Origin of the sequence: Pseudomonas sp. PI1 (genome assembly GCF_000812405.1) — a bacterium.
GTDB classification, from domain to species: Bacteria; Pseudomonadota; Gammaproteobacteria; order Pseudomonadales; family Pseudomonadaceae; genus Pseudomonas; species Pseudomonas citronellolis.
In genome coordinates this window covers 39,620-64,590 of record NZ_JWMC01000007.1, presented here as the reverse complement: position 1 = coordinate 64,590, position 24,971 = coordinate 39,620, and the positions used below count along the sequence as shown (strand labels likewise).

General features: G+C 68.1%; 22 protein-coding genes. 8 read left to right on the top strand and 14 right to left on the bottom strand.

Features of this window, described 5'->3' with window-relative positions; genetic code table 11:
- Positions 1-414: 414 nt before the first annotated feature.
- Positions 415-1,140 carry an MBL fold metallo-hydrolase gene (locus RN02_RS01960; protein ID WP_043312812.1) on the top strand — a complete coding sequence of 242 codons (726 nt, stop codon included), beginning with the start codon at positions 415-417 and terminating at the stop codon, positions 1,138-1,140.
- A 69-nt stretch (positions 1,141-1,209) separates the two neighbouring features.
- Here the strand turns inward: RN02_RS01960 and RN02_RS34420 are convergent, their stop codons facing one another.
- From RN02_RS34420 to RN02_RS01945, 4 genes are all read right to left on the bottom strand, one after another.
- Positions 1,210-1,341 (bottom strand): PA1414 family protein, encoded by a 132-nt coding sequence (locus RN02_RS34420; RefSeq protein ID WP_009623528.1) that lies wholly within the window; start codon positions 1,339-1,341, stop codon positions 1,210-1,212.
- 155 nt (positions 1,342-1,496) lie between these two features.
- Positions 1,497-2,429 (bottom strand): DMT family transporter, encoded by a 933-nt coding sequence (locus RN02_RS01955; protein WP_043312810.1) that lies wholly within the window; start codon positions 2,427-2,429, stop codon positions 1,497-1,499.
- 189 nt (positions 2,430-2,618) lie between these two features.
- Positions 2,619-3,719 (bottom strand): extracellular solute-binding protein, encoded by a 1,101-nt coding sequence (locus RN02_RS01950; RefSeq protein WP_043312808.1) that lies wholly within the window; start codon positions 3,717-3,719, stop codon positions 2,619-2,621.
- A gap of 26 nt (positions 3,720-3,745) precedes the next feature.
- A complete protein-coding gene (locus tag RN02_RS01945) occupies positions 3,746-4,786 on the bottom strand; it encodes a histone deacetylase family protein (RefSeq protein WP_043312807.1) in 1,041 nt (346 codons plus the stop codon).
- A gap of 223 nt (positions 4,787-5,009) precedes the next feature.
- Here RN02_RS01945 and RN02_RS01940 point away from each other — a divergent pair, with 223 nt between their 5' ends.
- Positions 5,010-7,442, top strand: a complete 2,433-nt coding sequence (locus tag RN02_RS01940; protein ID WP_052267624.1) for a DUF3772 domain-containing protein — start codon at positions 5,010-5,012, stop codon at positions 7,440-7,442.
- A gap of 464 nt (positions 7,443-7,906) precedes the next feature.
- On the opposite strand, the gene RN02_RS01935 is transcribed toward RN02_RS01940, so the two are convergent.
- Positions 7,907-9,841 (bottom strand): DEAD/DEAH box helicase, encoded by a 1,935-nt coding sequence (locus RN02_RS01935; protein WP_043312805.1) that lies wholly within the window; start codon positions 9,839-9,841, stop codon positions 7,907-7,909.
- A gap of 85 nt (positions 9,842-9,926) precedes the next feature.
- Complete coding sequence (fabF, locus tag RN02_RS01930) at positions 9,927-11,204, bottom strand: beta-ketoacyl-ACP synthase II (RefSeq protein WP_043312803.1); 1,278 nt, start codon at positions 11,202-11,204, stop codon at positions 9,927-9,929.
- Between the two features lie 154 nt (positions 11,205-11,358).
- On the opposite strand from fabF, the gene RN02_RS01925 reads away from it, so the two are divergent.
- Positions 11,359-11,844 (top strand): GFA family protein, encoded by a 486-nt coding sequence (locus tag RN02_RS01925; RefSeq protein WP_009623540.1) that lies wholly within the window; start codon positions 11,359-11,361, stop codon positions 11,842-11,844.
- On the opposite strand, the gene egtB is transcribed toward RN02_RS01925, so the two are convergent.
- Positions 11,841-13,958, bottom strand: coding sequence for an ergothioneine biosynthesis protein EgtB (egtB, locus tag RN02_RS01920; RefSeq protein ID WP_043312802.1), 2,118 nt, complete (start codon positions 13,956-13,958; stop codon positions 11,841-11,843). The genes RN02_RS01925 and egtB overlap by 4 nt on opposite strands.
- A gap of 267 nt (positions 13,959-14,225) precedes the next feature.
- Here egtB and bla point away from each other — a divergent pair, with 267 nt between their 5' ends.
- From bla to RN02_RS01905, 3 genes are all read left to right on the top strand, one after another.
- On the top strand, positions 14,226-15,101 hold the full coding sequence (bla, locus tag RN02_RS01915) for a class A beta-lactamase (protein WP_043312800.1): 876 nt from the start codon (positions 14,226-14,228) through the stop codon (positions 15,099-15,101).
- Positions 15,102-15,244: 143 nt separating this feature from the next.
- Positions 15,245-15,517: a type II toxin-antitoxin system Phd/YefM family antitoxin gene (locus tag RN02_RS01910; protein WP_043270908.1), complete on the top strand. Its 273-nt coding sequence runs from the start codon at positions 15,245-15,247 to the stop codon at positions 15,515-15,517.
- Positions 15,518-15,545: 28 nt separating this feature from the next.
- Positions 15,546-15,800, top strand: a complete 255-nt coding sequence (locus RN02_RS01905; RefSeq protein WP_043270910.1) for a Txe/YoeB family addiction module toxin — start codon at positions 15,546-15,548, stop codon at positions 15,798-15,800.
- An 18-nt stretch (positions 15,801-15,818) separates the two neighbouring features.
- Here the strand turns inward: RN02_RS01905 and RN02_RS01900 are convergent, their stop codons facing one another.
- Entirely contained in the window at positions 15,819-16,286 is a 468-nt protein-coding gene (locus RN02_RS01900) for an RES family NAD+ phosphorylase (protein WP_043312799.1), read from the bottom strand.
- Complete coding sequence (gene parS / locus RN02_RS01895) at positions 16,286-16,744, bottom strand: type II RES/Xre toxin-antitoxin system antitoxin (protein WP_043270914.1); 459 nt, start codon at positions 16,742-16,744, stop codon at positions 16,286-16,288. The genes RN02_RS01900 and parS overlap by 1 nt, the downstream gene beginning before the upstream one ends.
- Before the next feature lie 467 nt (positions 16,745-17,211).
- On the opposite strand from parS, the gene RN02_RS01890 reads away from it, so the two are divergent.
- Both RN02_RS01890 and mdtI read left to right on the top strand, forming a co-directional pair.
- Positions 17,212-17,571 (top strand): multidrug/spermidine efflux SMR transporter subunit MdtJ, encoded by a 360-nt coding sequence (locus RN02_RS01890; RefSeq protein ID WP_009623553.1) that lies wholly within the window; start codon positions 17,212-17,214, stop codon positions 17,569-17,571.
- A complete protein-coding gene (gene mdtI, locus RN02_RS01885; protein WP_043312798.1) occupies positions 17,565-17,894 on the top strand; it encodes a multidrug/spermidine efflux SMR transporter subunit MdtI in 330 nt (109 codons plus the stop codon). The genes RN02_RS01890 and mdtI overlap by 7 nt, the downstream gene beginning before the upstream one ends.
- A gap of 349 nt (positions 17,895-18,243) precedes the next feature.
- Here mdtI and gabP read toward each other — a convergent pair whose 3' ends face one another.
- The 5 genes from gabP to glaH form a co-directional block, all read right to left on the bottom strand.
- Complete coding sequence (gene gabP, locus RN02_RS01880; protein ID WP_043312797.1) at positions 18,244-19,644, bottom strand: GABA permease; 1,401 nt, start codon at positions 19,642-19,644, stop codon at positions 18,244-18,246.
- 143 nt (positions 19,645-19,787) lie between these two features.
- The gene (gene gabT, locus RN02_RS01875) at positions 19,788-21,062 is read right to left on the bottom strand and encodes a 4-aminobutyrate--2-oxoglutarate transaminase (protein WP_043312796.1); all 1,275 of its coding nucleotides are present in this window, start codon (positions 21,060-21,062) and stop codon (positions 19,788-19,790) included.
- Positions 21,063-21,099: 37 nt separating this feature from the next.
- Complete coding sequence (gene gabD, locus RN02_RS01870) at positions 21,100-22,548, bottom strand: NADP-dependent succinate-semialdehyde dehydrogenase (RefSeq protein ID WP_043312795.1); 1,449 nt, start codon at positions 22,546-22,548, stop codon at positions 21,100-21,102.
- A gap of 30 nt (positions 22,549-22,578) precedes the next feature.
- Positions 22,579-23,832 (bottom strand): L-2-hydroxyglutarate oxidase, encoded by a 1,254-nt coding sequence (lhgO, locus tag RN02_RS01865; protein WP_043312861.1) that lies wholly within the window; start codon positions 23,830-23,832, stop codon positions 22,579-22,581.
- Between the two features lie 121 nt (positions 23,833-23,953).
- Positions 23,954-24,931 carry a glutarate dioxygenase GlaH gene (glaH, locus tag RN02_RS01860; protein WP_043312793.1) on the bottom strand — a complete coding sequence of 326 codons (978 nt, stop codon included), beginning with the start codon at positions 24,929-24,931 and terminating at the stop codon, positions 23,954-23,956.
- Positions 24,932-24,971 lie beyond the last annotated feature (40 nt).

Genomic DNA, 24,971 nt, shown 5'->3' with positions numbered 1-24,971 from the left:
CATCCGGCGAACACAGAAACCCCAGCACACGCCGAACGGTCCCCTCTCCCTTCAGGGAGAGGGTTAGGGAGAGGGAAAGGCCCCCCACCCGGCACCGCCCTCACAGGTATGCCACCCTGTAGGATGGGTGGAGCGAAGCGATACCCATCGCCATGACTGAAGGGAGAGGGAGCCCGCCCGTGCCGAGAGAAGGCCAGGTTTCAATCGGTAGATTTCGGTGTTGCCGGCTGACTCCAGAGCACCAGCGTCTGCCCAACGGTCCCCTCTCCCTTCAGGGAGAGGGTTAGGGAGAGGGAAAGCCCCCCCACCCGGCACCGCCCTCACAGGTATGCCACCCTGTAGGAGCGGGCCCTGCCCGCGAAATCGCGCGCAGGGCGCGCTCCTACACAAAACACAAAGACACCAGGCCCCACCATGAAAATCGTCACCCGCGACCGCTGGTTCGAAGTCCGCCACTGCTACGACGGCGTCAGCCTGATCCACGAGCCCTGGGTGCGGCCCTTCTACCGCTGCAACATGTGGCACATCCAGGGCCGCGAGCGCGACCTGCTGGTGGACAGCGGCTCCGGCCTGGTCAGCCTGCGCGAGCAGTTGCCCTGGCTCACCGAGCGGCCGCTGCTGGCGGTGGCCAGCCATACCCACTTCGACCATATCGCCGGCCACCACGAGTTCGCCGAGCGCCTGTGCCACCCGGCCGAGGCCGACATCCTCGCCAGCCCCGACGGCGAGCGCACCCTGGCCACGGCCTTCGTCGGCGACGAGATGTTCGAAGCGCACCCGGACTGCCCGCTGTGCTACGCCGAGTACCGGGTGAAGGCCGCGCCGGCCACGCGCACCATCGACGAAGGCGACGTGCTCGACCTGGGCGACCGCGTGCTGGAGGTGCTGCATACCCCCGGCCATTCACCGGGCGGCATCAGCCTGTGGGAAGCGCGGACGCAGACGCTGTTCTCCGGCGACATCGTCTACGACGGCCCGCTGAGCGAGGATGCCTACCACTCCAACCTGGACGACTACGCCCGCAGCCTGGAGCGTCTGCGCCAGCTACCGGTGCGCACCGTGCACGGCGGGCACTTCCCGAGCTTTTCCGGGGAACGCCTGCGGCAGATCATCGACGAGTGGTTCGCGGCCCACGGCTGAAATACCGCGGCCCAACGCGATCTGCCCGCGTGAGCGGGCAGAAGGTGTGTCCAGCAGATGCTTCAGGAGTCAGCGTCGGCGTTGCTGTGCGTAGCGCCGTTGCTCATCGCTTGGAATGGGAATGGGTTGCAGGCGCGGAGGCTCGATGAGGCCGAGCGTGACACCCAGTTTCCATGCCAGGGTTTGCAGCCAGAGTTTCATGGGATGCCTCCTTTGCGGCGGAAGGGTCGGGCGGCCCGCTTCCGGGCCGCCCTAAGAGTAGAGTAGCCCGGCGTCCCACTCTCCGCCCGTGCTACTCACTCCTTGCAACAAAGACTACGCGTCGGCCGGCCGCGATCCGCTGACCTGGATCAAGTTCAGGCACGCTTGCCGCGCAATGCCCGGCGCACCCACGCCTCGCAACTGACCAGGGAAATCCCCGCCAGCACCAGCGCCGCCCCGGCGACGAAGTTCCAGGCCAGCGGCTCGTGCAACAGCAGCACGCCGAAAGCGATGCCGAACAGCGGCGTCATGAAGGAGAACACCGCCAGGTTCGACGCCAGGTAGCGGCGCAGCAGCCAGAACCAGGCGAAATAGCTGAAGAAGGACACCACCACGCCCTGGAACAGCACGCTGCCCACGCCCAGCGCGGTGAAGCGCACGTTGCCGAACTCGCCCAGGGCCAGGGCGATGAAGGGCAGCAGCAGCGCGGCGGCGAACAACTGGTAGAACAGCGTCAGGCTGGTCGGCGCCTCCGACAGCCGCGTGCTGCGCACCACCACCGTGGTAGCGCCCCAGGAGGCCCCGGCGAGCACGCCGAAGAAATCCCCCAGCAGCATGCGGCTGTCCATGTGCCGCAGGTCGAAGCCGCCGCCGAAACACAGGGCGATGCCGCCGAAGCACACCGCGATGCCCAGCCACTGCAGCGGCCGCAGGCGCTCGCTGGGCAGCAGGAAGTGCAGGCCCAGGGCGGAGAAGATCGGCGCCGTGTAGATGAACACCGCCATGTGCGAGGCGCTGGTGTATACCAGGCCCTGGGCGATGAACAGGAACTCCATGGCGAACAGCAGCCCTGCCAGCGCGCCGCCGGCCAGGGTGCCGCCCGCGGCCTTCCAGTCGCCGCGCCAGAGCACCAGCAGGCCCACCAGCGTGGCGGCCAGCAGGTTGCGGGCGAAGGCCTGCATGATCGGCGCTATGTCGCCGGCGGCGAGCTTCACCGCCACCTGCTGCACGCCCCAGATCAGGCACAGCAGCAGCATCGCCTGCAGGGCGAAGGCATCGGCGCCCTTGCGCGGGGGTAGCGGCGTCATATGCACCTCCGCAGTCCGGGCGAAGGAAGGGAGCAACGGCAGCAAGGCAGTTTCATGGCAAGGCTCGGCAGTGAGCGGGCACCAAGACGAGGAAACGGCGGTACCCCAAGGGTGTACCGCCGATTATTCCAGCCAAACGACGAACGGCACCAGCGCAAATCCGACACCGCCGGCCGCCAGGGCGTCAACTCACTGCCCGGTCTTGACCTTGCTCCAGGTGCGGGTGCGGATGCGTTCCAGCTTCGGTGGCAGCATCTCCACCGAGTACAGCTTGGCCTGCACCTCGGCCGGCGGGTAGACGTTGGGGTTGTCGCGCAGGTCGGCGGAAATCAGCTTGTCCGCCGCCTGGTTGGGGTTGGCGTAGGCCACGTAGTCGGAGATCGGCGCCACCACTTCCGGGCGCAGCAGGTAGTTGAGGAAGGCGTGGGCCTGCTCGACGTTCTGCGCGTCCCTGGGGATGGTCAGCACATCGAACCAGGCCGCGGTGCCTTCCTTGGGAATGCGGTATTCGATGTGGATGCCGTTGTTCGCCTCCTTGGCGCGGTTGGCCGCCTGCATGGCGCCGCCGGACCAGGCCATGGCCACGCAGACGTCGCCATTGGCCAGATCGGTGACGAACTTCGAGGAGCTGAAGTAGGTGATGTACGGGCGCAAGCTGCTCAGCAGCGCCTCGGCCTTGGCATAGTCCGCGGGGTCGTGGCTGTTCGGCGACAGCCCCAGGTAATGCAGGGCCTCGGGGATCACCTCGGTGGGCGAGTCGAGGAAGGCCACGCCGCACTGCTTGAGCTTGGCGAGGTTCTCCGGCTTGAAGATCAGGTCCCAGGAATCCACCGGCGCGTCGGCGCCGAGGATGGCCTTCACCTTGTCGACATTGTAGGCGACGCCGTTGGTGCCCCACATGTACGGCATGGCGTACTGGTTGCCCGGGTCCTTGCTCTCCAGCACCTTGAGCAGCGCCGGGTTGAGGTTCTTCCAGTTCGGCAGCTTGCTCTTGTCCAGCTTCTGGAACACGCCGGCCTTGAGGTAGTTGGGCAGGAAGCTGTCGCTGGGCACCACCAGGTCGTAGCCCGAATGCCCGGAGAGCAGCTTGGCCTCCAGCACCTCGTTGCTGTCGTAGACGTCGTACTTGGGCGCGATGCCGCTGTCCTTCTGGAAGCCCTTGAGGGTGTCCGGGCCGATGTAGTCGAACCAGTTGTAGATGCGCACCACCGGCTCGGCGCTGGCGATGCCGGCGGCGGCCAGCAGCGCGGCGCCGAGCAGGCCGCGGATGATCTTGTTGTTCTTGCGCATGACTCGCTCCTCGAAACGGCGCGCCCTTAGAGAGCGGCGCCCTCGTAACCCTGCAGGACGTTGACTGCGTTGACGCCGATGGCCTCGACCGCGTAGCCGCCTTCCATGATGAACAGCGTCGGCAGGCCGAGGGCGGCGATGCGTTCGCCCATGCGCAGGTAGTCCGGGGAGTCCAGCTTGAACTGGGAGATGGGGTCGTCCTTGTAGGTGTCCACACCCAGGGACACCACCACCGCGTCCGGCGCGTAGGCGGCGATCTTGCGGCAGGCGTCCTCCAGGGCGGCGGACCAGCCGTCCCAGCCGGTGCCGTGGGCCAGCGGGTAGTTGTGGTTGAAGCCCTCGCCCGCCCCTTCGCCGCGCTCGTCGGCATGGCCGAGGAAGTACGGGTACTCCACCAGCGGGTCGCCGTGGATCGAGGCGAAGAGCACATCGCCACGGTCGTAGAACAGCTCCTGGGTGCCGTTGCCGTGGTGGTAGTCGACGTCGAGGATGGCCACGCGTTGGGCGCCCTGGTCGAGGAAGGCCTGGGCGACGACGGAGGCGTTGTTGATGAAGCAGTAGCCGCCCATGAAGTCGCTGCCGGCATGGTGGCCCGGCGGGCGGCACAGGCCGAAGGCGGTGCGCGCGCCCTGGCGCATGTGGTCCTGGGCGGTCAGCGCGACCTGGGCCGAGCTGTACACGGCCTGCCAGGTGCCGGCAGTGATCGGCGCCTCGGTGTCGAAGCTGTAGTGGCCCAGCTCGCCCATCAGGGCGGTGGGGATGGGGCCGTCGCGGCGCAGGCGGCGGCCCGGGAAGGTGGTGGAGACCAGGTCGCCGCTGTGGCCCTCGGCGGCCCAGCGGGCCCAGGCGCCCTTGAGGAAGGCGACGTACTTCGGATCGTGCACGCGGTGGATGGCATCCAGGCCGAAATCCTTCGGCGCGATGATCTCGCCGAGTTGCTGCGACTTCACCCGGGCCAGCACGGTGTCGGCGCGGCTGGGCATCTCGAAGCAGGGCTGGAGCTTGCCATCGACCAGTTCGGACTGGCCGAAATGCAGGCGGTGATCGTCGCTGTAGACGGTCAGCATGAGTAAAACCTCTCGGCTTTGTTGTTCTTGGTGGGGGGATTCTGCCCATTCGGGCGGCCTCGGCTGAACGGTGGCGGCGGCCAAAAGGGGATAGATATGGCCAACATTTATGGCCCTTTACTACAGCGAACCTGCGTATCCCCGCCGGCTCGCTATGCTCTGGGGAATGGCTGCCGGCCCCATCGGTCGAACGGCATGCACCTGGCGAGGGAAGGAAGAAGAGATGTCGGGGGACCGCAAGATTCTGCTCCGTTGCCTATTGATCCTGAACCTGTTCTGCGCCGGCTGGGCCCTGGCCGCGCCGGCCCCGGGCCTGCCCGCCGACGAGCTGCCGACGCTGGCCGACGACGCCGGCCTGCCGACCCTGGCCGAGCGCCTGGAAAGCATCCGCCAGGGCGTCTCCGAGCAGGTCGGCGACGACGAGCTGGCGCGCCTGCGCCTGGCCACCCTGGAGGTGCAGAGGATGGCGGGTGAGCGCGGCGACGAGCTGCAGGCCCGCCTCGACCGCCTGTCCGACCAGCTCAACGTGCTCGGCCCGCCGGTCGCGGGCGAGGCCGCCGCCCTGGCACTGCAGCGCACCGAGCTGAACCAGCAGAAGGCCGAACTGCAGGCCCAGGCCACCCAGGCCGCGCAGATCCTGCGCTCGGCCCAGGACCTGGCCGCGCAGATCGTCAACCTGCGCCGCAGCCTGTTCAACTCGCAGATCGCCACCCGTTCCGCGCCGCCCTTCAGCCCCATCTTCTGGTCCACCCTGACGCGCCCCACCGAGGACGACCTGGCGCGCCTGCGCAACCTGGGCGACAAGCTCACCGCCAGCCTGGAGGACACCTGGCATGGTGCGCGCCTGCCGCTGCTGGCCTGCCTGGTCGCCGCCGTGCTGCTGTGGATACCGGGCCGGCGCCTGCTGGAAAGGTTCGCCGGCTACCTGGCCAGCCACTTCATCCCCGAGGGCCGCCTGCGCCGCAGCAGCCTGGCCCTGGCCATCGCCCTGGCCAGCGTGGTCACCTTCGGCGGCGCCGCCGCGCTGGTCCACCAGGGCCTGGACTGGAACGAGGGCTTCGACAACGGCCTGGCCAACCTGGCCGGGCAGATGGTCACCCTGGCGGTGTTCAGCGCCTTCATCACCGGCCTGGGCCGCGCCCTGCTGATGGTCAGCCGGCCCTCCTGGCGCCTGCTGCCGATCCCGGACACTGCCGCCAGGGCGGTGGCCCACTTCCCCGGGCTGCTGGCGCTAGTGGCCATGCTGCTCGGCGCCCAGGACCGCATCAACAGCGCCATCGGCGCCAGCCTGGCGCTGACCGTAGCGGTCAACGGCCTCACCGCGCTGCTGATCGCCGTGCTCTTCGGCATCGCCCTGCTGCGCCTGCGCCGCAGCGACGAGGAGGACGAGGAACACCCGCGCCCGGCGCTGGCCGGGGTGATCCACCTCATCGCCCTGCTGGTGGTGCTGCTGATCGTCCTGGCGCTGCTCAGCGGCTACCTGTCGCTGGCCTTCTACCTGGCCACCAAGCTGCTGTGGATCAGCGCCGTGGCGGCGACCGGCTACCTGATCACGGCCTTCTTCGGCGACCTCTGCGACACCCTGCTGTCACCGCGCCAGGCCAGCGGCAAGACCCTTGCCCGCGCCCTCGGCCTGTCGTCGCAGCACCAGGCCCAGGCCGCCACCCTGCTGTCCGGGGTGGGCCGCACCCTGCTGGTGCTGATGACGCTGATGGTGATGCTCTCGCCCACCGCCAGCACCCCCGACGAACTGCTCGCCGGCGTCGAGCGCCTGGCCCAGGGCGGCCAGGCCCTGGGCAACCTGAACATCGTCCCGCAGGACATCCTGCTGGCCCTGCTCACCCTGCTCGGCGGGCTGTTCGCCCTGCGCCTGCTCAAGCGCTGGCTGGCCGAGCGGCTGCTGCCGGAAACCAGCATGGACGCCGGCATGCGCGCCTCGCTGGTGACCCTGGTCGGCTACCTCGGCTTCGTCCTGCTCGGCCTGCTGACGCTCTCGGCCCTGCGCATCAACCTGACCAGCCTGACCTGGGTGGTCAGCGCCCTGTCGGTGGGCATCGGCTTCGGCCTGCAGGCCATCGTGCAGAACTTCATCAGCGGCCTGATCCTGCTCACCGAGCGCCCGGTGAAGGTCGGCGACTGGGTCAGCCTCGGCGGCGTGGAAGGCGATATCCGCCGGATCAACGTGCGCGCCACGGAAATCCAGCAGTCGGACAACTCCACGGTGATAGTGCCGAACTCGCAACTGATCACCCAGAACGTGCGCAACGTGACCATGGGCGGCGCGCTGGGCAGCGTCGGCATCAGCCTCACGCTGCCGCTGGACACCGACGTGCACAAGGTCCGCGAACTGCTGCTGGCGGCCTACGCCGAACACCCGGCCATCCTGGAAACCCCCAGGCCCTCGGTGAGCTTCACCCAGCTCACCGACCAAGGCCTGACACTGGCGGCCAGCGGCAGCGTCAGCAGCCCACGGGGTGTCTCCGGCGCCCGGAGCGATCTGCTGTTCACCATCTTCGGCAGGTTGCGCGAGGAAGGCATCAGCCTGGTGGCGCCAAGGAGTTTGCGGTTGGTGGGGGGTGATGGGCGGTTGGTGGAGGATTCTGCTTCGGGTGAAAAGCCAAAGCCTGAGAGCCCCTCTCCCCAGCCCTCTCCCTGAAGGGAGAGGGGGCTTGTCCGTGCCGGCGGACAGGAATGGTTTCAACCTGAACCTTCATTTCCGGCTGACGCCGAAATATCCACACTCACCGAACGGTCCCCTCTCCCTTCAGGGAGAGGGTTAGGGAGAGGGAGCGGACTCAAACGACGCAGCGGAATTTCCGGCGAACATCCGTTCGCGAGCAAGCTCGCTCCTACGAAAAGCCAGAGCACCCTCTCCCCAGCCCTCGGCTGCGCGCCCCGCCCTGAAGGGAGAGGGGGCCGTTCGGTGTGAAGTGAAGCGATGGCGCTCGCCGGCAACACCTGGCTATCAGGATGACGCGGGACATATAGCCGCTCAGAACCAGTCCCCTCTCCCTTCAGGGAGAGGGTTAGGGAGAGGGAGCGGACTCAAACGACGCAGCGGAATCTCCGACAAACATCCATTCGCGAGCAAGCTCGCTCCTACGAAAAGCCAGACCCCTCTCAGCCCTTCCTCGCCAACAACGCCGCCGCTCCCTGCGCCTTGCGCGAATACCAGAACACCCGGCTCACCCCGCGCGTCACGGCCACATAGGCCAATCGCAAGCTCTCATCCTGCATCGCCTGGTCATAGCTGTTGCGGAAGAACCCGCTGTGCGCATACAGCACGTTGCGCAACGGATGGCGCTCCGGCGGCGCGCAATCGTCGATGATGATCGCCACCTCCGCCTGCAGGCCCTTGGCGCGGTGGATGCTCATGGCCTTCACCGGCAACTTGGCGTCGAGTTGCGCCTGGATCTGCTGCAGCGGCTCGTTGCGCCGGCTCAGCAGCATTACCGCGGTGCTCTCGCGGCTGCCGCGCTGGGCCACGTGCTCGCACTGGGCGCGGATGTCGGCCACCAGCCTGGGCAGGTCGCGAGCCAGGTCGAAGCGGGTTTCCACGCGCACGCCGTGGTCGCCCGGCTGCATCGGCTTGAAGGCGCGGCAGGTCTTGGCCTGCTTGAAGTTCACCTCGGCCAGCACCGACTCGGCATCGCGGATCACCGGCTCGATGCTGCGGTAATTGGTCTCCAGCAGCAGCACCGTGCTCTGGCGGCTGCGGCCCTTGCTGGGGAAGTGCTTGTCGAAGTCCATGAACAGCTCCGGCGAGCTGCCGCGCCAGCCGTAGATCGACTGCCAGTCGTCGCCGATGGCCATCAGGCTCGGCGCCTTGCCGCTGCGCGCCAGGAAGCGGTGCAGGGCCTGCAGCCAGAGGACGATCTGCGGCGAGATGTCCTGGAACTCGTCGATCAGCAGGTGCGTCATCGGCTCGGCCGCTTCGAGCTTGGCATCGCCTTCGGCAAAGCGCTTGGTGAGCTGCTGGAAGGCGGCGTTGAAGGTGGTCAGGCGCTGGCGCTTGAGCAGGGCCAGGAAGAAGCTCCAGTAGATGGCCAGGGCTTCGAGGAAGATCTTCTCGCGGGTCGAGCAGTCCAGCTCGGCCACCTTCAGGTCCTGGGGGCGCAGGCCGAGGCTTTCCATGAAGCCGGCTTGGGTGTGGAAGACTTCCACCAGCGGCGCCTCGACGAACTCGCCGGGCAGGCGGAACGGCTGGACCGGCGCCGGGCCCGGCACTTCCTCCGGCTTCTCCAGGCCCAGCAGGCGGTGGACCTTGGCACGGAAGGCGCCGTTGACCGCGTAGCATTCCTCGTAGGCCTCCAGCAGCAGGCGCTGCTGCGCCGGGCGCAGGCGGCCGCCGGTGAGGGGGTTGTCCGGCTCGTCGGGGTTGCGCTCCTCCAGTTGCTCGAACCAGCGCTGCTTGCCCAGCAGCTCGCGGGCCTGCACGCCCATGGCCGAGTGGAAGGTGCGCACGCATTCGCGGGCGCGGGCCATGTCGAAGGGGTACTGCCAGAAGGCGAGCACGCGCACCAGCTGTTCGCGCAGCTGCGCGCAGGAGGCGTTGGTGAAGGAGATCACCGTGACCTTGTCCGCCTCGATCCCCAGGTGGCAGAGCATGAACACCAGGCGCAGCACCAGGGTGGTGGATTTGCCCGAGCCTGCGCCGGCGAAGATGCGCGCCAGCGGCTGGCGACAGAGGATCATCGCCCACTGCTCGTCCGACGGCGGGCTGACCACGCCGGCGCTGACCGCCTGGCGCACCCGCTCGCGCATCGCCTCGACCTGCTCCGGGCGCACCGCCAGGGCGCGCGCCGGGTAGATGCCGGCGGGGCTTTCCGCCGCAGGCTTCGCCGAAGCTTTCTCGCCCGCCTCGGCCTTGGGTTTGCGCGGCGCGCGGGGCTTGGCCCCGGCGCCGTCCTTCTTCCACGCCGTGGCGCGCGGCTTCTTCGCCGTTGGCGGCTGGGCGGCCTCGTTCTGCTCGCGCAGGTAGGCGGTGGTGCGCGGGAAGTACCGCGCCAGGGATTCGGACAACAGCAGTTTGTAGCGCCTTACGGCAGACAGCATCGGAAGGCTCCGGCCCTGGAGGATGTCGCTGAATGATAAGGGGTTTCAGTGACGATCCGACAGCGCCGGGCGCCTTGCGTTCGCCTCAGGCGCCGGTCCAGCGGCGCAACAGCACGCTGGCGTTGACGCCGCCGAAGCCGAAGCCGTTGGACAGCGCGTATTCCGTCTGCAGCGCCCGCGGCGCGCCCCGCACCAGGTCGATGCCGGTGGCGGCTTCGTCCGGCTCGTCGAGGTTGAGGGTCGCCGGGGCCAGTTGGTCGCGCAGGGCCAGCAGGGTGAAGATCGCCTCCAGCCCGCCGGCCGCGCCCAGCAGGTGGCCGGTGGCGGACTTGGTGGCGCTCACCGCCACCGAGCCGGTATCGCCGAATACCGCGCGGATGGCCGCCAGCTCGCCCTTGTCGCCCACAGGCGTGGAAGTGGCGTGGGCGTTCAGGTGGCCGATCGACGCCGGGTCGATGCCGGCCTGGGCGATGGCCAGTTGCATGGCCCGGCGCGCGCCGCTGCCGTCTTCCGGGCCGGCGGTCAGGTGGTAGGCGTCGGCGCTGGTGCCGTAGCCGACCACCTCAGCCAGCGGCTGCGCGCCGCGGGCCAGGGCATGTTCCAGCGACTCGATCACCAGCAGCCCGGCGCCCTCGCCCATGACGAAGCCGTCGCGCTGGCGGTCGAAGGGCCGCGAGGCCTGCTGAGGCCGGTCGTTGAAGCCGCTGGACAGCGCCCGCGCCGCGGCGAAACCGCCCAGGGCGACGCGGTCGATGGAAGCCTCGGCGCCGCCGCACAGGGCGATGTCCGCCTCGCCGGCGCGGATCATCCGCGCGGCGTCGCCGATGGCCTGGACGCTGGCGGCGCAGGCGGTCACCGGCGCGCCGATCGGCCCCTTGAAGCCATGGCGGATGGACACGTGGCCGGCCGCCAGGTTGACCAGGAACGACGGGATGGTGAACGGCGACAGGCGCCGCGGCCCGCGCCCATCGGTGGTGCGCACGGCGTCGGCGATGGCGCTGAAGCCGCCGATGCCCGAGCCGATCACCGTGGCCGTGCGTGTCTGCCCGCGCTCATCCTGGGGCGCCCAGCCAGCCTGGGCCAGGGCCTCCTCGGCGGCGGCCAGGGCGAAGAGGATGAAGCGGTGCATCTTTTTCTGCTCCTTGGCCGGCGCGGCGCGCTCGGCGTCGAAGCCGGCCTCGGCGTCCACGGCGATGTCCGGCACCGGGCCGCCCACCTCGCAGGGCAGGTCGCGGACGAATTCGTCGGCCAGCCGGACGATGCCGGAGCGCCCCTGCAGCAGGCGCTGCCAGGCCTTCTCGGTGCCACATCCGAGGGGGCTGACCACCCCGGTCCCGGTTACCACGATGCGTTGTACGGCCATGATTTCACCTGCATGGGGATGGCTTTGCCATCATTGAATTACGACCAACATATAACATCCCGGGCGAGCCGACCATCCGTCGTCGCGCTCGGCGCGGCGGGGCGCGATCGACCACCCTTGCCCGGGTCCCGTATCCCTACAGAGGAGATCAGCCATGCGACTGGAAGGTTCCTGCCATTGCGGCGCCGTGACCTTCAGCCTGGAGAGCGCCCACCCCTATCCCTACCAGCGCTGCTACTGCTCGATCTGCCGCAAGACCCAGGGCGGCGGGGGCTACGCCATCAACCTCGGCGGCGACGCCGCCAGCCTCAAGGTGCGCGGGCGCAAGCACCTGCGCGTCTACCACGCCAAGCTGCGCGAGCCCGGCCAGCGCACCCGCACCAGCACTGCCGAGCGCAACTTCTGCGGCGAATGCGGCAGCGCGCTGTGGCTGTTCAGCCCGGAATGGCCGGAGCTGATCCACCCCTTCGCCTCGGCCATCGACACCCCGCTGCCGGTGCCGCCGGAACACACCCACCTGCTGCTGGACTCCAAGGCCCCCTGGGTGGAGGTGGAAAAGCACCCGCGCGACCTGTACTTCGACGGCTACCCGGAGGAGTCCATCGCCGACTGGCACCGGCGCCTGGGGCTGGAGCGCTAGGCCTGCAGGCGGAACACCGCGAAGGCCGGCTCGGCGCTGGTCCAGTGCTCGCGCACCAACCAGCCGCCGCGCTCGGCCAGCGCGCGAAAGTCGTCGATGGCGTACTTGTAGGAGTTCTCCGTGTGCAGGCGCTCGCCGGCGCGGAACAGGTACTCCATGCCGGCGATGCGCACGCGCTGCTCGACGCGGCTGACCAGGTGCATCTCGATGCGGCTGTGCTCGGCACTCCAGAAGGCCAGGTGGTCGAACTGGTCGAGCTGGAAGTCGGCGCCCAGTTCGCGGTTGATACGCTGCAGCAGGTTGAGGTTGAAGCGCGCGGTCACGCCCTCGGCATCGTTGTAGGCGGCCTCCAGCACTTTCACGTCCTTGCGCAGGTCGACCCCGACGATAAAGCTCGCCCCCGGCCCCAGCAGTTCGTGGGCGCCCTGGAGGAAGGCCAGGGCCTGTTCCGGGGCGAAGTTGCCGATGGTGGAGCCGGGGAAGAAGCCCAGCCGCGGGCCGTCGGCCAGCGCCGGGGGCAGCGCCTCCAGGCGGGTGAAGTCGGCGCACAGGGGCTCGACGCGCAGCGCCGGGTAGTCGCGCTGCAGGCGCGCGGCGGCCTTGTCCAGGGCCGCCGGGCTGATGTCGATGGGCACGTAGCGGCGGATCTGCGGCGCCGCGTCCAGCAGCAGGCAGGTCTTCTCGCTGGCGCCGCTGCCGAACTCCACCAGGGTGCAGTCGGCCGGGATGCGCTCGGCGAGGGCCGAGGCGATGCGCTTGAGCAACGCGGTCTCGCTGCGCGTGGGGTAGTACTCGCGGGTGCGGCAGATGGCCTCGAACAGCTCGGAACCGGCGGCATCGTAGAAATACTTGGGCGAAAGCTGCCGCGGCTGCAGCGAGAAGCCCGCCTCCAGGTCCTCGGCCAGCTCGCGGGCGCGCGGGTCCAGCGCGGCCTGTTCGGGCAGGTCGCGGGCCAGGCGCAGGCCGGCTAACATCCAGCGCTTCTCGGGGTGGAAGAAGTTGCGGTAGCTGGGCCGCGAATGCCCGGCCGGGGTGATGCAGGCGCCGCCGCGCAGGACCATCTGGCTGACCATGAACTTGCCGTTGTACTCGCCCACCGCCCCGGCGCCGGGACGGAAGCCCGGGTACGCCGCATAGGCGCTCTGTGTCCACTGCCAGGCAGCGTCGTAGAGCTGGCGCAGGCGGCCGTCGCGGGCGGCCACTTCCCATTCCATTTCGGTGGGCAGGCGCGCGCCGGCCCAGTTGGCGTAGGCGCTGGCCTCGTAGTAGCTGACGTGCAGCACCGGCGCGTCGAGGTCCAGCGGGCGCAGGCCGGCCAGGCCGAACTCGTGCCAGCCGTCGTCCTGCCGTCGCCAGTACAGCGGCGCTTCCCAGCCCTCCTCCTGCACTTTGGCCCAGCCGTCGGACAACCAGAATTCCGCGCGCCGGTAACCGCCATCCTCGATGAACGCCAGCCACTGCCCGTTGCTCACCAGCGACTCGGCGATCTCGAAGGGCGCCAGGAAACAGCGGTGCGCCGGCGCCTCGTTGTCGAAGGCGAAACCCTGGCCGTCATGGCCGATGCCCAGCAGCCCACCCTGGATCGCCAGGAAGCGCTGCGCCCCGCAGGCCGGGGGCGCATATCCCTCGCCATAGGCCGGCGCCAGCGGCGACAGGCTGAACAGGTGGAGGATGTCCATCAGCAGCAGTTCCTGGTGCTGCTCCTCGTGGGCCAGGCCCAGGCACACCAGGGCTTCCAGCTCGGCGTCGGGTTCCCCGGCGAGCAGCGCCTGCATGTGCTCGTCGACGTGCAGCCGGTAGTCGAGCACCCGGTGCAGCGGCGGCCGCGTCAGCATCCCCCGCTGCGGCCGCGGCTGGCGAGCGCCCAGGGCCTCGTAGTAGGAATTGAACAGGTAGCCGAAGCTGGCGTCGAACTCGGCGTAGCCGGCCAGCCGCGGCTTGAGCAGGAAGGTCTCGAAGAACCAGGTAGTGTGGGCGATGTGCCACTTGGCCGGGCTGGCGTCGGGCATCGACTGGGCGACCGCGTCCTCGGCGCCGAGGGGGGCGATCAGTTCCTCGCTGTGCCGCCGCACCTGGCGGTAGGCATCGAGCAGGGATGGGGCCTTGCTGGACATGGGGTGGTCCCCTTTTCCGTGGGCGGGTTCGGAACGCAGGCGGTCATTCGTTCTCGGGGCTGACCTTCTCCGGGTGGAAGGCGCCGCTGCGGCGCACTCATCGGGTTCGAGCCGCGGCCCCGGTCAAAGGTTGCAACGAATTGTCGCCGGGGCCGCACCTTTTCAGGGTAGAAGCGCTCGCCGCGCCGGCCGGGAAAAACCGATGGGCGTGCCCGCTTGCCCCACCCGCCCGGCTGGCCGATAGTCGCGCTTCGACAAGGAGGCAGCATGTTCAGCAGAAGACAGATCAACCGCGCTATGCTCCTGGCGCCCCTGGCCGGCCTGCTCGCCGGCACCGCGCGGGCGGAATCCACGCTGGAGCGCCTGCAGCAACTGGAACGCGACAGCGGCGGGCGCCTGGGCGTGGCCGTGCTCGACACCGGCGACGGCCGCCGCTTCGGCCTGCGCGAGGACGAGCGCTTCCCGCTGTGCAGCACCTTCAAGCTGCTGCTCGCCGCCTGCGTCCTGGCCCGCGTAGACCGCGGCGAGGAGCAGTTGGCGCGGCGCATCGTCTACAGCCAGGCGGACCTGGTGGAGTATTCGCCGGCCAGCGAGCGCCACGTCGGCCAGCCGGGCATGAGCGTCGCCGAACTCTGCGAGGCGGCGATCACCCTGAGCGACAACGGCGCCGCCAACCTGCTGCTGGCCAGCCTGGGCGGCCCCTCCGGCTTGACCGACTGGCTGCGCAGCACGGGCGACAACGTCAGCCGCCTGGACCGCAACGAGCCCACCCTCAACCAGGCCCTCCCGGGCGATCCGCGCGACACCAGCACCCCGCGAGCGATGGTCGCCACCCTGCAGCGCCTGCTGCTGGGCGACGTCCTGCAAGCCGCCTCGCGCGACCAGTTGAACGCCTGGCTGGCAGCCAACAAGACCGGCGACAAACGCATCCGCGCCGGCCTGCCAACGGGTTGGAAAGTCGGCGACAAGACCGGCACCGGCGAGCGCGGCACCAGCAACGACGTGGCCATCCTCCGGCCGCCGGGCCGCGCGCCGATCCTGGTGGCGGCCTACCTCACCGGCAGCCCGGCTCCGGCGGAAAAGCGCGATGCGCTGCTGGCGGAGGTTGGACGGCTGGCGGCGGGGTTGGTGGAGCAGCCATAGAACGCAGCAACACTAGCAATGGCTGCGCTTGATCAAAGTACAACGTTCTGTACAATCCTCTCGTCCAGCACAGGATCAGCCATCCGCAATCCATTCCCGTCGGAAGATTCAATCAGCCCTGGCTTCGCCAGGAGGTACCCGCCATGCAAATTCTGACATTCAGCCAAGCGCGAGCCAGCCTGAAACAGGCCATGGATGACGTATGCCGCGACCATGAGCCGACTGTCATCACCCGGCAAAGAGGCGAACCTGTGGTTCTGCTTTCGCTGGAGGACTACAACGGCATGCGCGAGACCATGTACCTGCTGCAGTCCTCGGCCAACGCACAACGGCTGCATGAATCCATCGAGCAGTTACGAGTCGGCAAGAGCGTGCCAAGGGAATTGAGCCTCAGTGACGACGCAGAAGAAACGTAACAAGGCCGGCGCCCGAAAGACGGTCTCAGTGGCTTTCACCGATCACGGCTGGGATGACTATCAGTACTGGAAAGGCCAGGACCCGAAGATCTCCGCAACCCTGGACCGGCTCATCGGCGAATGCCTGCGTACCCCCTTCAGCGGCACCGGCAAGCCCGAAGCGCTGAAGGGCAATCTCAGCGGGCTCTGGTCCCGCCGCATAACCCGCGAACACCGGCTGGTCTACCTGTTCGAAGACGGCCAACTCTTCATCGTGCAATGCCGCTACCACTACGACGGCTGACTCGCCTTCTCCATCGGCTCAAGCGCGCGCCTGGAACATCCGCTCGTCATACATGAAGTCGTAACTGTCCTTGACCCGCACCCGGCTCATCGCCGGGTGCCGCGGGTTGAGCAGGAGGTTCCACTCCAGCGGCAGCACCGCCGAGGGCACTATCAGGCCGAGCTGTTCGCCGGCCAGCAGCCAGCGGGTGCCGTAGTCCCTGCTCGGGCGGTCCGCCGGCAGGCTGTTCCAGCCCTCGGGCAGGTCCCGGGGATCGGGCTTGAGGTAGAGGTCGTCGCCTTCCGGGAGCCGGAAGGCGGTGATCTTCATCGGGAAGGTCGGCCGGCCGCTGGCGTGCACGAAGGTTTCCAGGCAGCAGATGGCCGGCGTCGGACCCAGGTAGACGACCGGTACGTCACGATGATTCCAGCGCCCGCCGAGGATGGCCGCGCCCTGGCCGCTCAGGTCGCCGGCCCGGGCCGCCTTGGCGACGCGCCAGGCCCGCATCAGGCGGCCCCGCCCCACTCCAGCGCGTGCAGCACGCGGCGTACCTGGTTGGCGCCTATCTCGGTGTCGCAGAGGCTCAGCGGCGTCTGGCCGCCAAGGGCCTGGTTGGGGCGCGCCAGCCACTGGGCCGCGGCGTCCTTGTCTTCGAACACCTGCTCGGCCAGCACGGCCACCGAGGCCAGGCGGTCGAGGCGCTCCGAGGTGACCAGGTCCAGCGCCTGGTCGGCCTTCTTCTTGCGCTCGTAGGTGGACAGGGAGATGTTGAACAGCTCGACGAAGCCGGGGCCGCTGATGCGGAAGGTATCGCGCACCGATTCGACCCAGCGCCAGCTCAAGCCGTGGCGGATGTGCTGCAGCCGCTGGGCCTCGGTGAGGCTGGCATGGTCGTGCACCAGATGCCAGAACACCGGGGACGGCGAGTCGCTGCGACGACGATCTTCCGTCTTGATGGCCAACATGCCCCTCAAATGATGAAAAATAAAACGTCAAATGAAGGCTACTCCTTTCCGGCGGTTTTGCCCAGCCAGGATGTCGGGAGCAGGCGGGCGCACAGCGCAATGAACAAAATATTGCACAGTCCTCTTGAACAGAAGACTTCCTGCCTGGGCCTCCTCACAAGAAAATAATGAGTTCCTGCGCCATCGACTCATTGCTTGAGTCTATCGATTTGCCAATCTTCCTAAGTTCAGGCAATATATTGTTCATTATGTTGAACATCACGATTCAAACCCTCTTCACTTCCCGCCTGGTCTCCCGCGAGCGCCACTGGACCGGCGATCTCTAGCGCCCTCCCTCGAAGTCACGTCTTTGGTGACGATGTACCCGAGCCTATCGCTCGCCCTGCGTCACCTCCCCCGCTCCGACTTTCCGCCTGGCCGCACGTGCAAACGTGGGGGTAGCGGCTTGCCCAAGGGAGGGCTCGCTCATGCGTTCCTGGATCTATCTGTTCGCCGCCATCGGTTTCGAAGTGGTCGGCACCACTTCGATGAAACTCACCACCACCCTGGCCCCGTTCTATGGCCACCTGCTGATGTACGCCATGGTCGGCCTGTCGTACTACTTCCTGTCGCTGGCCATCAAGCGCGTGCCGGTGGGCGTGGCCTACGCCCTCTGGGAGGGCATCGGCATCGTCCTCATCACCCTGGTCAGCGTCGCCTGGCTGGGCGAGAACCTGGCCCCGGAGAAGGTCCTGGGCCTGGCCGTGATGATCGCCGGCATCCTGCTGGTGAAGTCCGGCACCCGCAGCAAGCGCGAGCCGTCCGCAGAGGAGGCCGTCGCATGCTGAGCCTCGATTGGGTTCCATTCGCCTGGCTGGGCCTGGCGATCGTGTTGGAAGTGATCGCCAACCTGCTGCTGAAGTACTCCGACGGCTTCCGCAGGCGCGCCCTGGGCGTCACCTCGATCCTCTGCGTGCTGGGCGCCTTCTCGGCCCTGGCGCAGGCGGTGAAGGACATCGAGCTGTCGGTGGCCTATGCGGTGTGGGGCGGCTTCGGCATCCTCGCCACCGTGGCCATGGGCTGGGCCCTGTTCGGCCAGCGCCTGGTGTGGCGTGGCTGGCTCGGGTTGGGCTTGCTGGTGGCGGGGATGACGCTGCTGAAGCTGGCCTGAGGAAACGAAAACGGGGCGCCACATTGGCGCCCCGTTTTCGTTTGGGACTGGCCTACCCGCGATTTCGCGCGCAGGGCGCGCTCCTACAGGGGCACGGCGTATGGGCAACCTATAGCGGATCTCATCCGCGAATCGCGCCGATATGTCCGGCTATCGCGGACAAGGTCCGCCTACGGCTGAGCTACGTGCCTCACGGAAACCTGTAGGAGCAGGCCCTGCCTGCGATTCGCGCGCAGGGCGCGCTCCTACAGGGGCACGGCGTATGGGCAACCTGTAGGAGCGAGCTTGCTCGCGAACCAACCCCGCAGCGGAGCCGTTCGCGAGCAAGCTCGCTCCTACGAAAAGCCCATCAGCGCTCGGCCACCCTCAGGCGTGTGGCGCCCTGCTCGCCACGCGCGCGGCGGCGGGTGACCAGCAGGCCGGAGCAGACGATCAGCACGCTCAGCAACGCGGTGGCGGTCACTTCCACGCGGTGGTCCGGGCGCAGCAGCATCAGCACCAGGACGCCGACGATGAACAGGATCACGCCCCAGGTCAGCCAGGGGAACAGCCACATGCGGTACTGCGGCACCTGGCCCTCGGCGTTCATGCGCTTGCGCATGCGCAGCTGGGAGATGGCGATCACCAGGTACACCAGCAGCGCGATGGCGCCGGAGCTGGCCATGAGGAAGCCGAACACCTGAGCCGGCACCAGGTAGTTGGCGATCACCGTGGCGAAGGCCGCGGCGGTGGACAGCAGCACCGCCACCACCGGGGTGCCGGCGCGGCTGGTGATGCGCGCGGCGGCCGGGGCGTCGCCGCGGCTGCTCAGCGAGTAGAGCATGCGCGAGGCGGTGTACAGCGACGAGTTCAGGCAACTGGTCACCGAGGTCAGCACCACCACGTCGATCAGCGCCTTGGCGTGGGGCACGCCGAGCACTTCCAGCACGGTCACGTAGGAGCCGTCGGCAGCCAGTCGCGAATCGGTCCAGGGCACCAGGGCGACGACGATGAAGATCGATAGGATGTAGAACAGGGTGATCCGCCAGATCACCGAGTTGGTGGCCTTGGAAATCTGCTTTTCGGCAGCGTCCGATTCGGCGGCGGCGATGGTCACCACTTCCGCGCCGAGGAACGAGAACATGGTGATCAGCATGGCGCTGAGCACCGCGCCGAAGCCGTTGGGCATGAAGCCGCCGTTGTCCCACAGGCGCGACACGCCGCTGACGCCGGTATCCGGCAGCAGGCCGAGGATGGCGCAGGCGCCGAGGACGATGAAACCGACGATGGCGATCACTTTCACCAGCGCCAGCCAGAACTCGAACTCGCCGTAGTTCTTCACGCTGAACAGGTTGGTGGCGGTGAGCAGCAGGGTGATGGCCAGGGACAGCACCCAGATGTCCAGTTGCGGCACCCAACTGTTGATGATGGTGGCGGCGATGTTCGCCTCGATGGGGATCACCAGGACCCAGAACCACCAGTACAGCCAGCCGATGGTGTAGCCGGCCCACTTGCCGATGGCGCGGTCGGCGTAGGTGGAGAAGGAGCCGGTGTCGGGCGACGCCACGGCCATCTCGGCCAGCATGCGCATGACGATCACCACCAGGGCGCCGGCCAGCATGTACGCGAGGATGGCCGCCGGGCCCGCCTCGGCGATGGCGCGGCCGGAGCCGACGAACAGGCCGGCGCCGATCACGCCGGCGATGGACAGCATGGTCACATGCCGCGATTTCAACCCATGGCTCAGGTTGTTCTTGTTGAGCTGTTGCATGGTCTCACCTTGTAAAGCTGCGTCCCTGCGGCGGAAATGGCCCGGCCCACCCGTGCATGGGCACGGGCGGGTACGGGGTCCGTCTTTGTTCTCTTCGGCGCGGCCCCTTCAGGGAAAGGGACCGCGGCGCACGCGGAGGAACCTCAGGCCAGTTCGTCGAAGCACTCGCCGATGATGCCCAGGCCACGCTGCAGGTCGGCGTCGCTGACGGTCAGCGGCACGAGGATGCGCAGGACGTTGTAGTAGGTGCCGCAGGACAGCAGCACCAGGCCCTTGTCGCGGGCCTTGGCGACGATCTTCGCGGTCAGCTCGGCGGCCGGGGTCCGGCCGTCGGCTTCGAACAGTTCCACCGCGACCATGGCGCCGAGGATGCGCACGTCGCCGACGCTGGCGTGACGCTCGCCGATCTGGCGCAGGCCGGCGCCGAGGATCTCGCCCACGGCCTGGGCGCGCTGCAGCAGGTTTTCTTCCTCGAAGGCCTCGATCACCGCCAGGGCGGCGGCGCAGGAGATCGGGTTGCCGGCGTAGGTGCCGCCCAGGCCGCCCGGGGCCACCGCGTCCATCAGTTCGGCCTTGCCGGCCACGCCGGCCAGCGGGAAGCCGCCGGCGATGGATTTGGCGAAGGTGGTCAGGTCGGCGGCGACGCCCATCTGCTCCATGGCGAAGAAGGTGCCGGTGCGGCCGGCGCCGGTCTGCACTTCGTCGGCGATCAGGACGATGCCGTGCTCGTCGCACAGGGCGCGCAGGCGCTGCATGAAGTCCTTCGGCGCCGGGTTGAAGCCACCCTCACCCTGCACCGGCTCGAGGATGATCGCGGCGATGTCGCGCGGCTGCGCGTCGTTCTTGAAGATGCGTTCGATGCTGGCGATGGCGTCGTCCACCGACACGCCGTGCAGGGCGTTCGGGTACTGCGCGCGGAACACGCCGCCGGGCATCAGGCCCAGGCCGGCGGAATACGGCACCACCTTGCCGGTCAGCGCCAGGGTGTAGTGGGTGCGGCCGTGGTAGGCGCCGGTGAAGGCGATCACGCCGCTGCGGCCGGTGGCGGCGCGGGCGATCTTGATGGCGTTCTCCACGGCTTCGGCGCCGGTGGTCACCAGCAGGGTCTTCTTCTCGAAGTCGCCGGGGAGCATGCCGTTGATCTTCTCGGCCAGGGCCACGTAGCCCTCGTAGCCGAACACGTGGAAGCAGGTGTGGGTCAGCTTGGCCATCTGCGCTTGCACGGCGGCCATCACCTTCGGGTGCAGGTGGCCGGTGTTGAGCACGGCGATGCCACCGGCGAAGTCCAGGTATTCGCGGCCTTCCACGTCCCAGATGGTGGCGTTCTCGGCGCGCTCGGCGTAGATCTGGTGGATCTGGCCGACGCCGCGCGGGATGGCGGCCATGCGCCGTTGTTGCAGGCTCTGGTTGCTGTTCATGCTGTCTCCAGGTCAGGAATGGGTGGGCGGACGCGCGTTACACGCCGATGCACAGGTATTTGATTTCCAGGTAGTCCTCGATGCCGTACTTGGAGCCTTCGCGGCCCAGGCCCGAGGCCTTGATGCCGCCGAAGGGGGCGACCTCGTTGGAAATGATCCCGGTGTTGATGCCGACGATGCCGTACTCCAGCGCCTCGCCGACGCGGAACACGCGGCCCAGGTCGCGGGCGTAGAAGTAGGCGGCCAGGCCGAACTCGGTGTCGTTGGACATGGCGATCACCTCGGCCTCGTCCTTGAAACGGAACAGCGGTGCCAGCGGGCCAAAGGTCTCTTCCTTGGCCACGGCGGCGTCGTTCGGCACGTCGACCAGAATGGTCGGCTCGAAGAAGGTGCCGCCCAGGGCGTGGGGCTTGCCGCCGGCGACGACCTTGGCGCCCTTGCCCACGGCGTCGGCGATGTGTTCCTCGACCTTGGCCACGGCCTTGGAATCGATCAGCGGGCCGGTGGTCACGCCGTTCTCCAGGCCGTTGCCGATGTTCAGCTTGGCGACCGCCGCCTTGAGTTTCTCGACGAAGGCGTCGTACACGCCGTCCTGGATGTACAGGCGGTTGGCACACACGCAGGTCTGGCCGTTGTTGCGGTACTTGGAGATCAACGCGCCTTCCACGGCGGCATCCAGGTCGGCGTCGTCGAAGACGATGAAGGGCGCGTTGCCGCCCAGCTCCAGGGAGACTTTCTTGATGTCCTTGGCGCACTCGGCCATCAGCTGGCGACCGATTTCGGTCGAACCGGTGAAGGTCAGCTTGCGCACGATGGGGTTGCTGGTCAGCTCGCCGCCGACTTCGCCAGCGCTGCCGGTTACGACGCTGAACACGCCTTTCGGGATGCCGGCGCGCTCGGCCAGCTCGGCCAGGGCCAGGGCGGAATACGGCGTCTGCGAAGCGGGCTTGAGCACCATGGTGCAGCCGGCGGCCAGGGCCGGGCCGGCCTTGCGGGTGATCATCGCCGAGGGGAAGTTCCACGGCGTGATGGCGGCGGTGACGCCGATGGGCTGCTTGATCACCATCAGGCGCTTGTCCGGCTGGTGGCCGGGGATCATGTCGCCGTAGACGCGCTTGGCCTCTTCGCCGAACCACTCGAGGAAGGAGGCGGCATAGGCGATCTCGCCCTTGGCTTCGGCCAGCGGCTTGCCCTGCTCGAGGGTCATCAGGCGGGCCAGGTCGTCCTGGTTCTCGATCATCAGCTCGAACCAGCGGCGCAGCTTGTTGGCGCGCTCCTTGGCGGTCAGCGCGCGCCAGGCCGGCAGGGCGCGGTCGGCGGCTTCGATGGCGCGGCGGGTCTCGGCGGCGCCCATCTTCGGCACGCTGCCGATGATCTCGTTGCTGGCCGGGTTGTTGACCTTGAGGGTCTGGCCGTTGTCGGCATCCACCCAGGCACCGTCGATGTAGGCCTGCTGGCGGAACAGGCTGGAGTCTTTGAGTTGCACGCGTTCTTCCTCGTTATCGGTGGGGGCGGCTCAGCCGGCGGCCCGCAGGTTGTTGTCCGGGGTGGCGGCCCTGGCGAAGTTGCCGCCCTGGGCGGCGACCTGTTCGCGGACCTTCTCGACGATGTAGGCGCCGATCGGGATGGCCGAAGTGGCGGCCGGCGACGGCGCGTTGCAGACGTTGACGCTGCGCCTGGTGTTGACGAAGAGGAAGTCGTCGATCAGCTTGCCGTCGCGCGACACCGCCTGGGCGCGCACGCCGGCCGGGTACTCGGTGAGGTCGCTCTTGACGATGCTCGGGCAGTACTTCTGCACTTCCTTGAGGTAGCCGCCCTTGAACAGCGAGTTCTTCATCTCGATCAGGCCGGGGCGCAGGTTCTTCGCCAGCACCTTGAGGATGCCCGGCGAGGTCAGCGTCTCGAACAGGTCGGAGAGGCTGACGTCGGTCTTGCGGTAGCCCTCGCGCTTCATCGCCAGCACCGCGTTGGGGCCGACGGTGACGGTGCCGTCGATCATCCGCGTCAGGTGCACGCCGAGGAACGGCATGGACGGGTCGGGGATCGGGTAGATCAGGTGGTTGACGATCTGGTTGTGCTGCTTGGGCAGCAGGTAGTACTCGCCGCGGAACGGGCAGATGATGAACTGCGGCTCCAGGCCCAGCATGCGCACGATGCGGTCGGCCATCAGGCCCGAGCAGGTGACCAGGTAGCGGCCGCGGAATTCGTTGTCGGTGGTGCGTACCACCACTTCCTCGGCGCGCTCGTCCAGCGCCGTCACCTCGGCGTTGTAGCGGATCTCGCCACCGGCGGCCTGGAACTCGCGGCCCATGGCGGCGGTGACTTCGGCGTAGCTGACGATGCCGCTGGAGGGCACGAAGATGCCGCCCATGCCGACGATGTTCGGCTCGCGCTCGCGCAGTTCGCCGGCGCTCAGCCAGTGGCGCTCCAGGCCGTTGGCCGCGGTGCGTTCCCAGAGCGCCCGCATGCGCTCCATCTCCAGCTCGTTGGTGGCCACCAGCAGCTTGCCGCATTCGTCGTAGCGGATGCCGTGCTTGTCGCAGAAGGCCTTGGTGGCCTTGTTGCCGGCCAGGCAGAACTTCGCCTTGAGGCTGCCGGGGGTGTAGTAGACGCCGGCATGGATCACGCCGCTGTTGTGCCCGGTCTGGTGGCGCGCCGGGCCGGCTTCCTTCTCCAGCAGAAGGATCTTCGCGTCCGGGTAGACCTGGGTGAGTTGCATCGCGGTGGACATGCCGACGATGCCGCCGCCGATGATGATGAAATCGTACACAGCCATTACCTCGCGCACTGGCTCAGCTGAAAAAACTCCACAGGAGGAGCCGGCGGCGGAGGTCGTGCGCGGACGCTTCGCCAGCCGGCCCTCCCCTGTGGAAAGGGTGACGCGTTGGGGATTACTGGCCGCGCTGGTACAGCGGTTTCTGGTAGGCGATGTAGCCGCGCTGGCGCATCAGCTCGCGGCGCAGGCCCTCGTGCGGGGTGAAGCGGTCGCGGCCGTGCAGCCAGAACAGGTTGTTGATCAGCAGGAAGCAGCCCTGGGGCACCGGCACCGAGAGCTTGGCCGGGCTGGTTTCCAGGGAGTCGGACAGGGCGTTCAGCCAGATGCCTTCCTCGAAGTCCTTGGGCTGCACGAACTGGTCGATGTAGCGCATGGTCGGGCGGCCTTCGGCGTCGCAGTCGAACACCGCGTGGAACACGTCCTCGCTGACCTTCTTGCTCGGCGGCGCGGTCCAGCGCATTTCGCGGCGGGCCAGCGGGTGGCGGTAGAACTCGTCCAGCTCGTTCCAGTCGTCCAGGTGCAGCAGCAGCGAGTTGCCGCCCTCCATGTTCTTCTCTTCGATCTTCATCATCAGCACGTAGTCGGTGATCTGATTGACGAAGGTGCCGTCGTTGTGCAGCTCCATCACGCGGTGCGGCTGGCGCAGGTAGCTGTCGGAGTTGTCGCTGTTGACCACCACGAAGCGGGCGTAGAACTGGCCGCTCATGGCGTCGTAGTTGGAACGGCCGATCAGGTGCGCGATGGCGGTGGAGAACTTCACCATGTCCTCGGCCTGGGCCACGTCGTCCAGGCCCTCGGGCTTGACCAGCATGCCGCCGGTGGCGCGGTCGAGGATGGTGTTCAGCAGCACCGGGCGCAGGGTGCCTTCGCACAGCTCGTCGAGGATCTGGGCGACGCGGAAGCGCAGGAACGACTTGTACTCCAGGGCCTGCACCGGCCATTGCGCCACTGCCTCGACGAAAGCCTGCACGGTTTCACGGGCGAAGGTCAGTTCCAGCAGGCGCGGCGACTGCGCCGAGGGCGCGACCGAGTAGCCGCGGGTCTCCAGCGGCAGGGGCATGGCGAGGTCCTGGATGGAGGTGAAGGCGTTCATGGCGGTGTCCTGGCAATGATGGGGTGGCGCCGTCCGGCAA

Excerpts from the sequence above, each read along its gene's own strand:
- RN02_RS01960 (WP_043312812.1), top strand. The coding sequence starts at position 415 with ATGAAAATCGTCACCCGCGACCGCTGGTTCGAAGTCCGCCACTGCTAC.
- RN02_RS34420 (WP_009623528.1), bottom strand. The coding sequence starts at position 1,341 with ATGAAACTCTGGCTGCAAACCCTGGCATGGAAACTGGGTGTCACGCTC.
- RN02_RS01955 (WP_043312810.1), bottom strand. The coding sequence starts at position 2,429 with ATGACGCCGCTACCCCCGCGCAAGGGCGCCGATGCCTTCGCCCTGCAG.
- RN02_RS01950 (WP_043312808.1), bottom strand. The coding sequence starts at position 3,719 with ATGCGCAAGAACAACAAGATCATCCGCGGCCTGCTCGGCGCCGCGCTG.
- RN02_RS01945 (WP_043312807.1), bottom strand. The coding sequence starts at position 4,786 with ATGCTGACCGTCTACAGCGACGATCACCGCCTGCATTTCGGCCAGTCC.
- RN02_RS01940 (WP_052267624.1), top strand. The coding sequence starts at position 5,010 with ATGTCGGGGGACCGCAAGATTCTGCTCCGTTGCCTATTGATCCTGAAC.
- RN02_RS01935 (WP_043312805.1), bottom strand. The coding sequence starts at position 9,841 with ATGCTGTCTGCCGTAAGGCGCTACAAACTGCTGTTGTCCGAATCCCTG.
- fabF (WP_043312803.1), bottom strand. The coding sequence starts at position 11,204 with ATGGCCGTACAACGCATCGTGGTAACCGGGACCGGGGTGGTCAGCCCC.
- RN02_RS01925 (WP_009623540.1), top strand. The coding sequence starts at position 11,359 with ATGCGACTGGAAGGTTCCTGCCATTGCGGCGCCGTGACCTTCAGCCTG.
- egtB (WP_043312802.1), bottom strand. The coding sequence starts at position 13,958 with ATGTCCAGCAAGGCCCCATCCCTGCTCGATGCCTACCGCCAGGTGCGG.
- bla (WP_043312800.1), top strand. The coding sequence starts at position 14,226 with ATGTTCAGCAGAAGACAGATCAACCGCGCTATGCTCCTGGCGCCCCTG.
- RN02_RS01910 (WP_043270908.1), top strand. The coding sequence starts at position 15,245 with ATGCAAATTCTGACATTCAGCCAAGCGCGAGCCAGCCTGAAACAGGCC.
- RN02_RS01900 (WP_043312799.1), bottom strand. The coding sequence starts at position 16,286 with ATGCGGGCCTGGCGCGTCGCCAAGGCGGCCCGGGCCGGCGACCTGAGC.
- parS (WP_043270914.1), bottom strand. The coding sequence starts at position 16,744 with ATGTTGGCCATCAAGACGGAAGATCGTCGTCGCAGCGACTCGCCGTCC.
- RN02_RS01890 (WP_009623553.1), top strand. The coding sequence starts at position 17,212 with ATGCGTTCCTGGATCTATCTGTTCGCCGCCATCGGTTTCGAAGTGGTC.
- mdtI (WP_043312798.1), top strand. The coding sequence starts at position 17,565 with ATGCTGAGCCTCGATTGGGTTCCATTCGCCTGGCTGGGCCTGGCGATC.
- gabP (WP_043312797.1), bottom strand. The coding sequence starts at position 19,644 with ATGCAACAGCTCAACAAGAACAACCTGAGCCATGGGTTGAAATCGCGG.
- gabT (WP_043312796.1), bottom strand. The coding sequence starts at position 21,062 with ATGAACAGCAACCAGAGCCTGCAACAACGGCGCATGGCCGCCATCCCG.
- glaH (WP_043312793.1), bottom strand. The coding sequence starts at position 24,931 with ATGAACGCCTTCACCTCCATCCAGGACCTCGCCATGCCCCTGCCGCTG.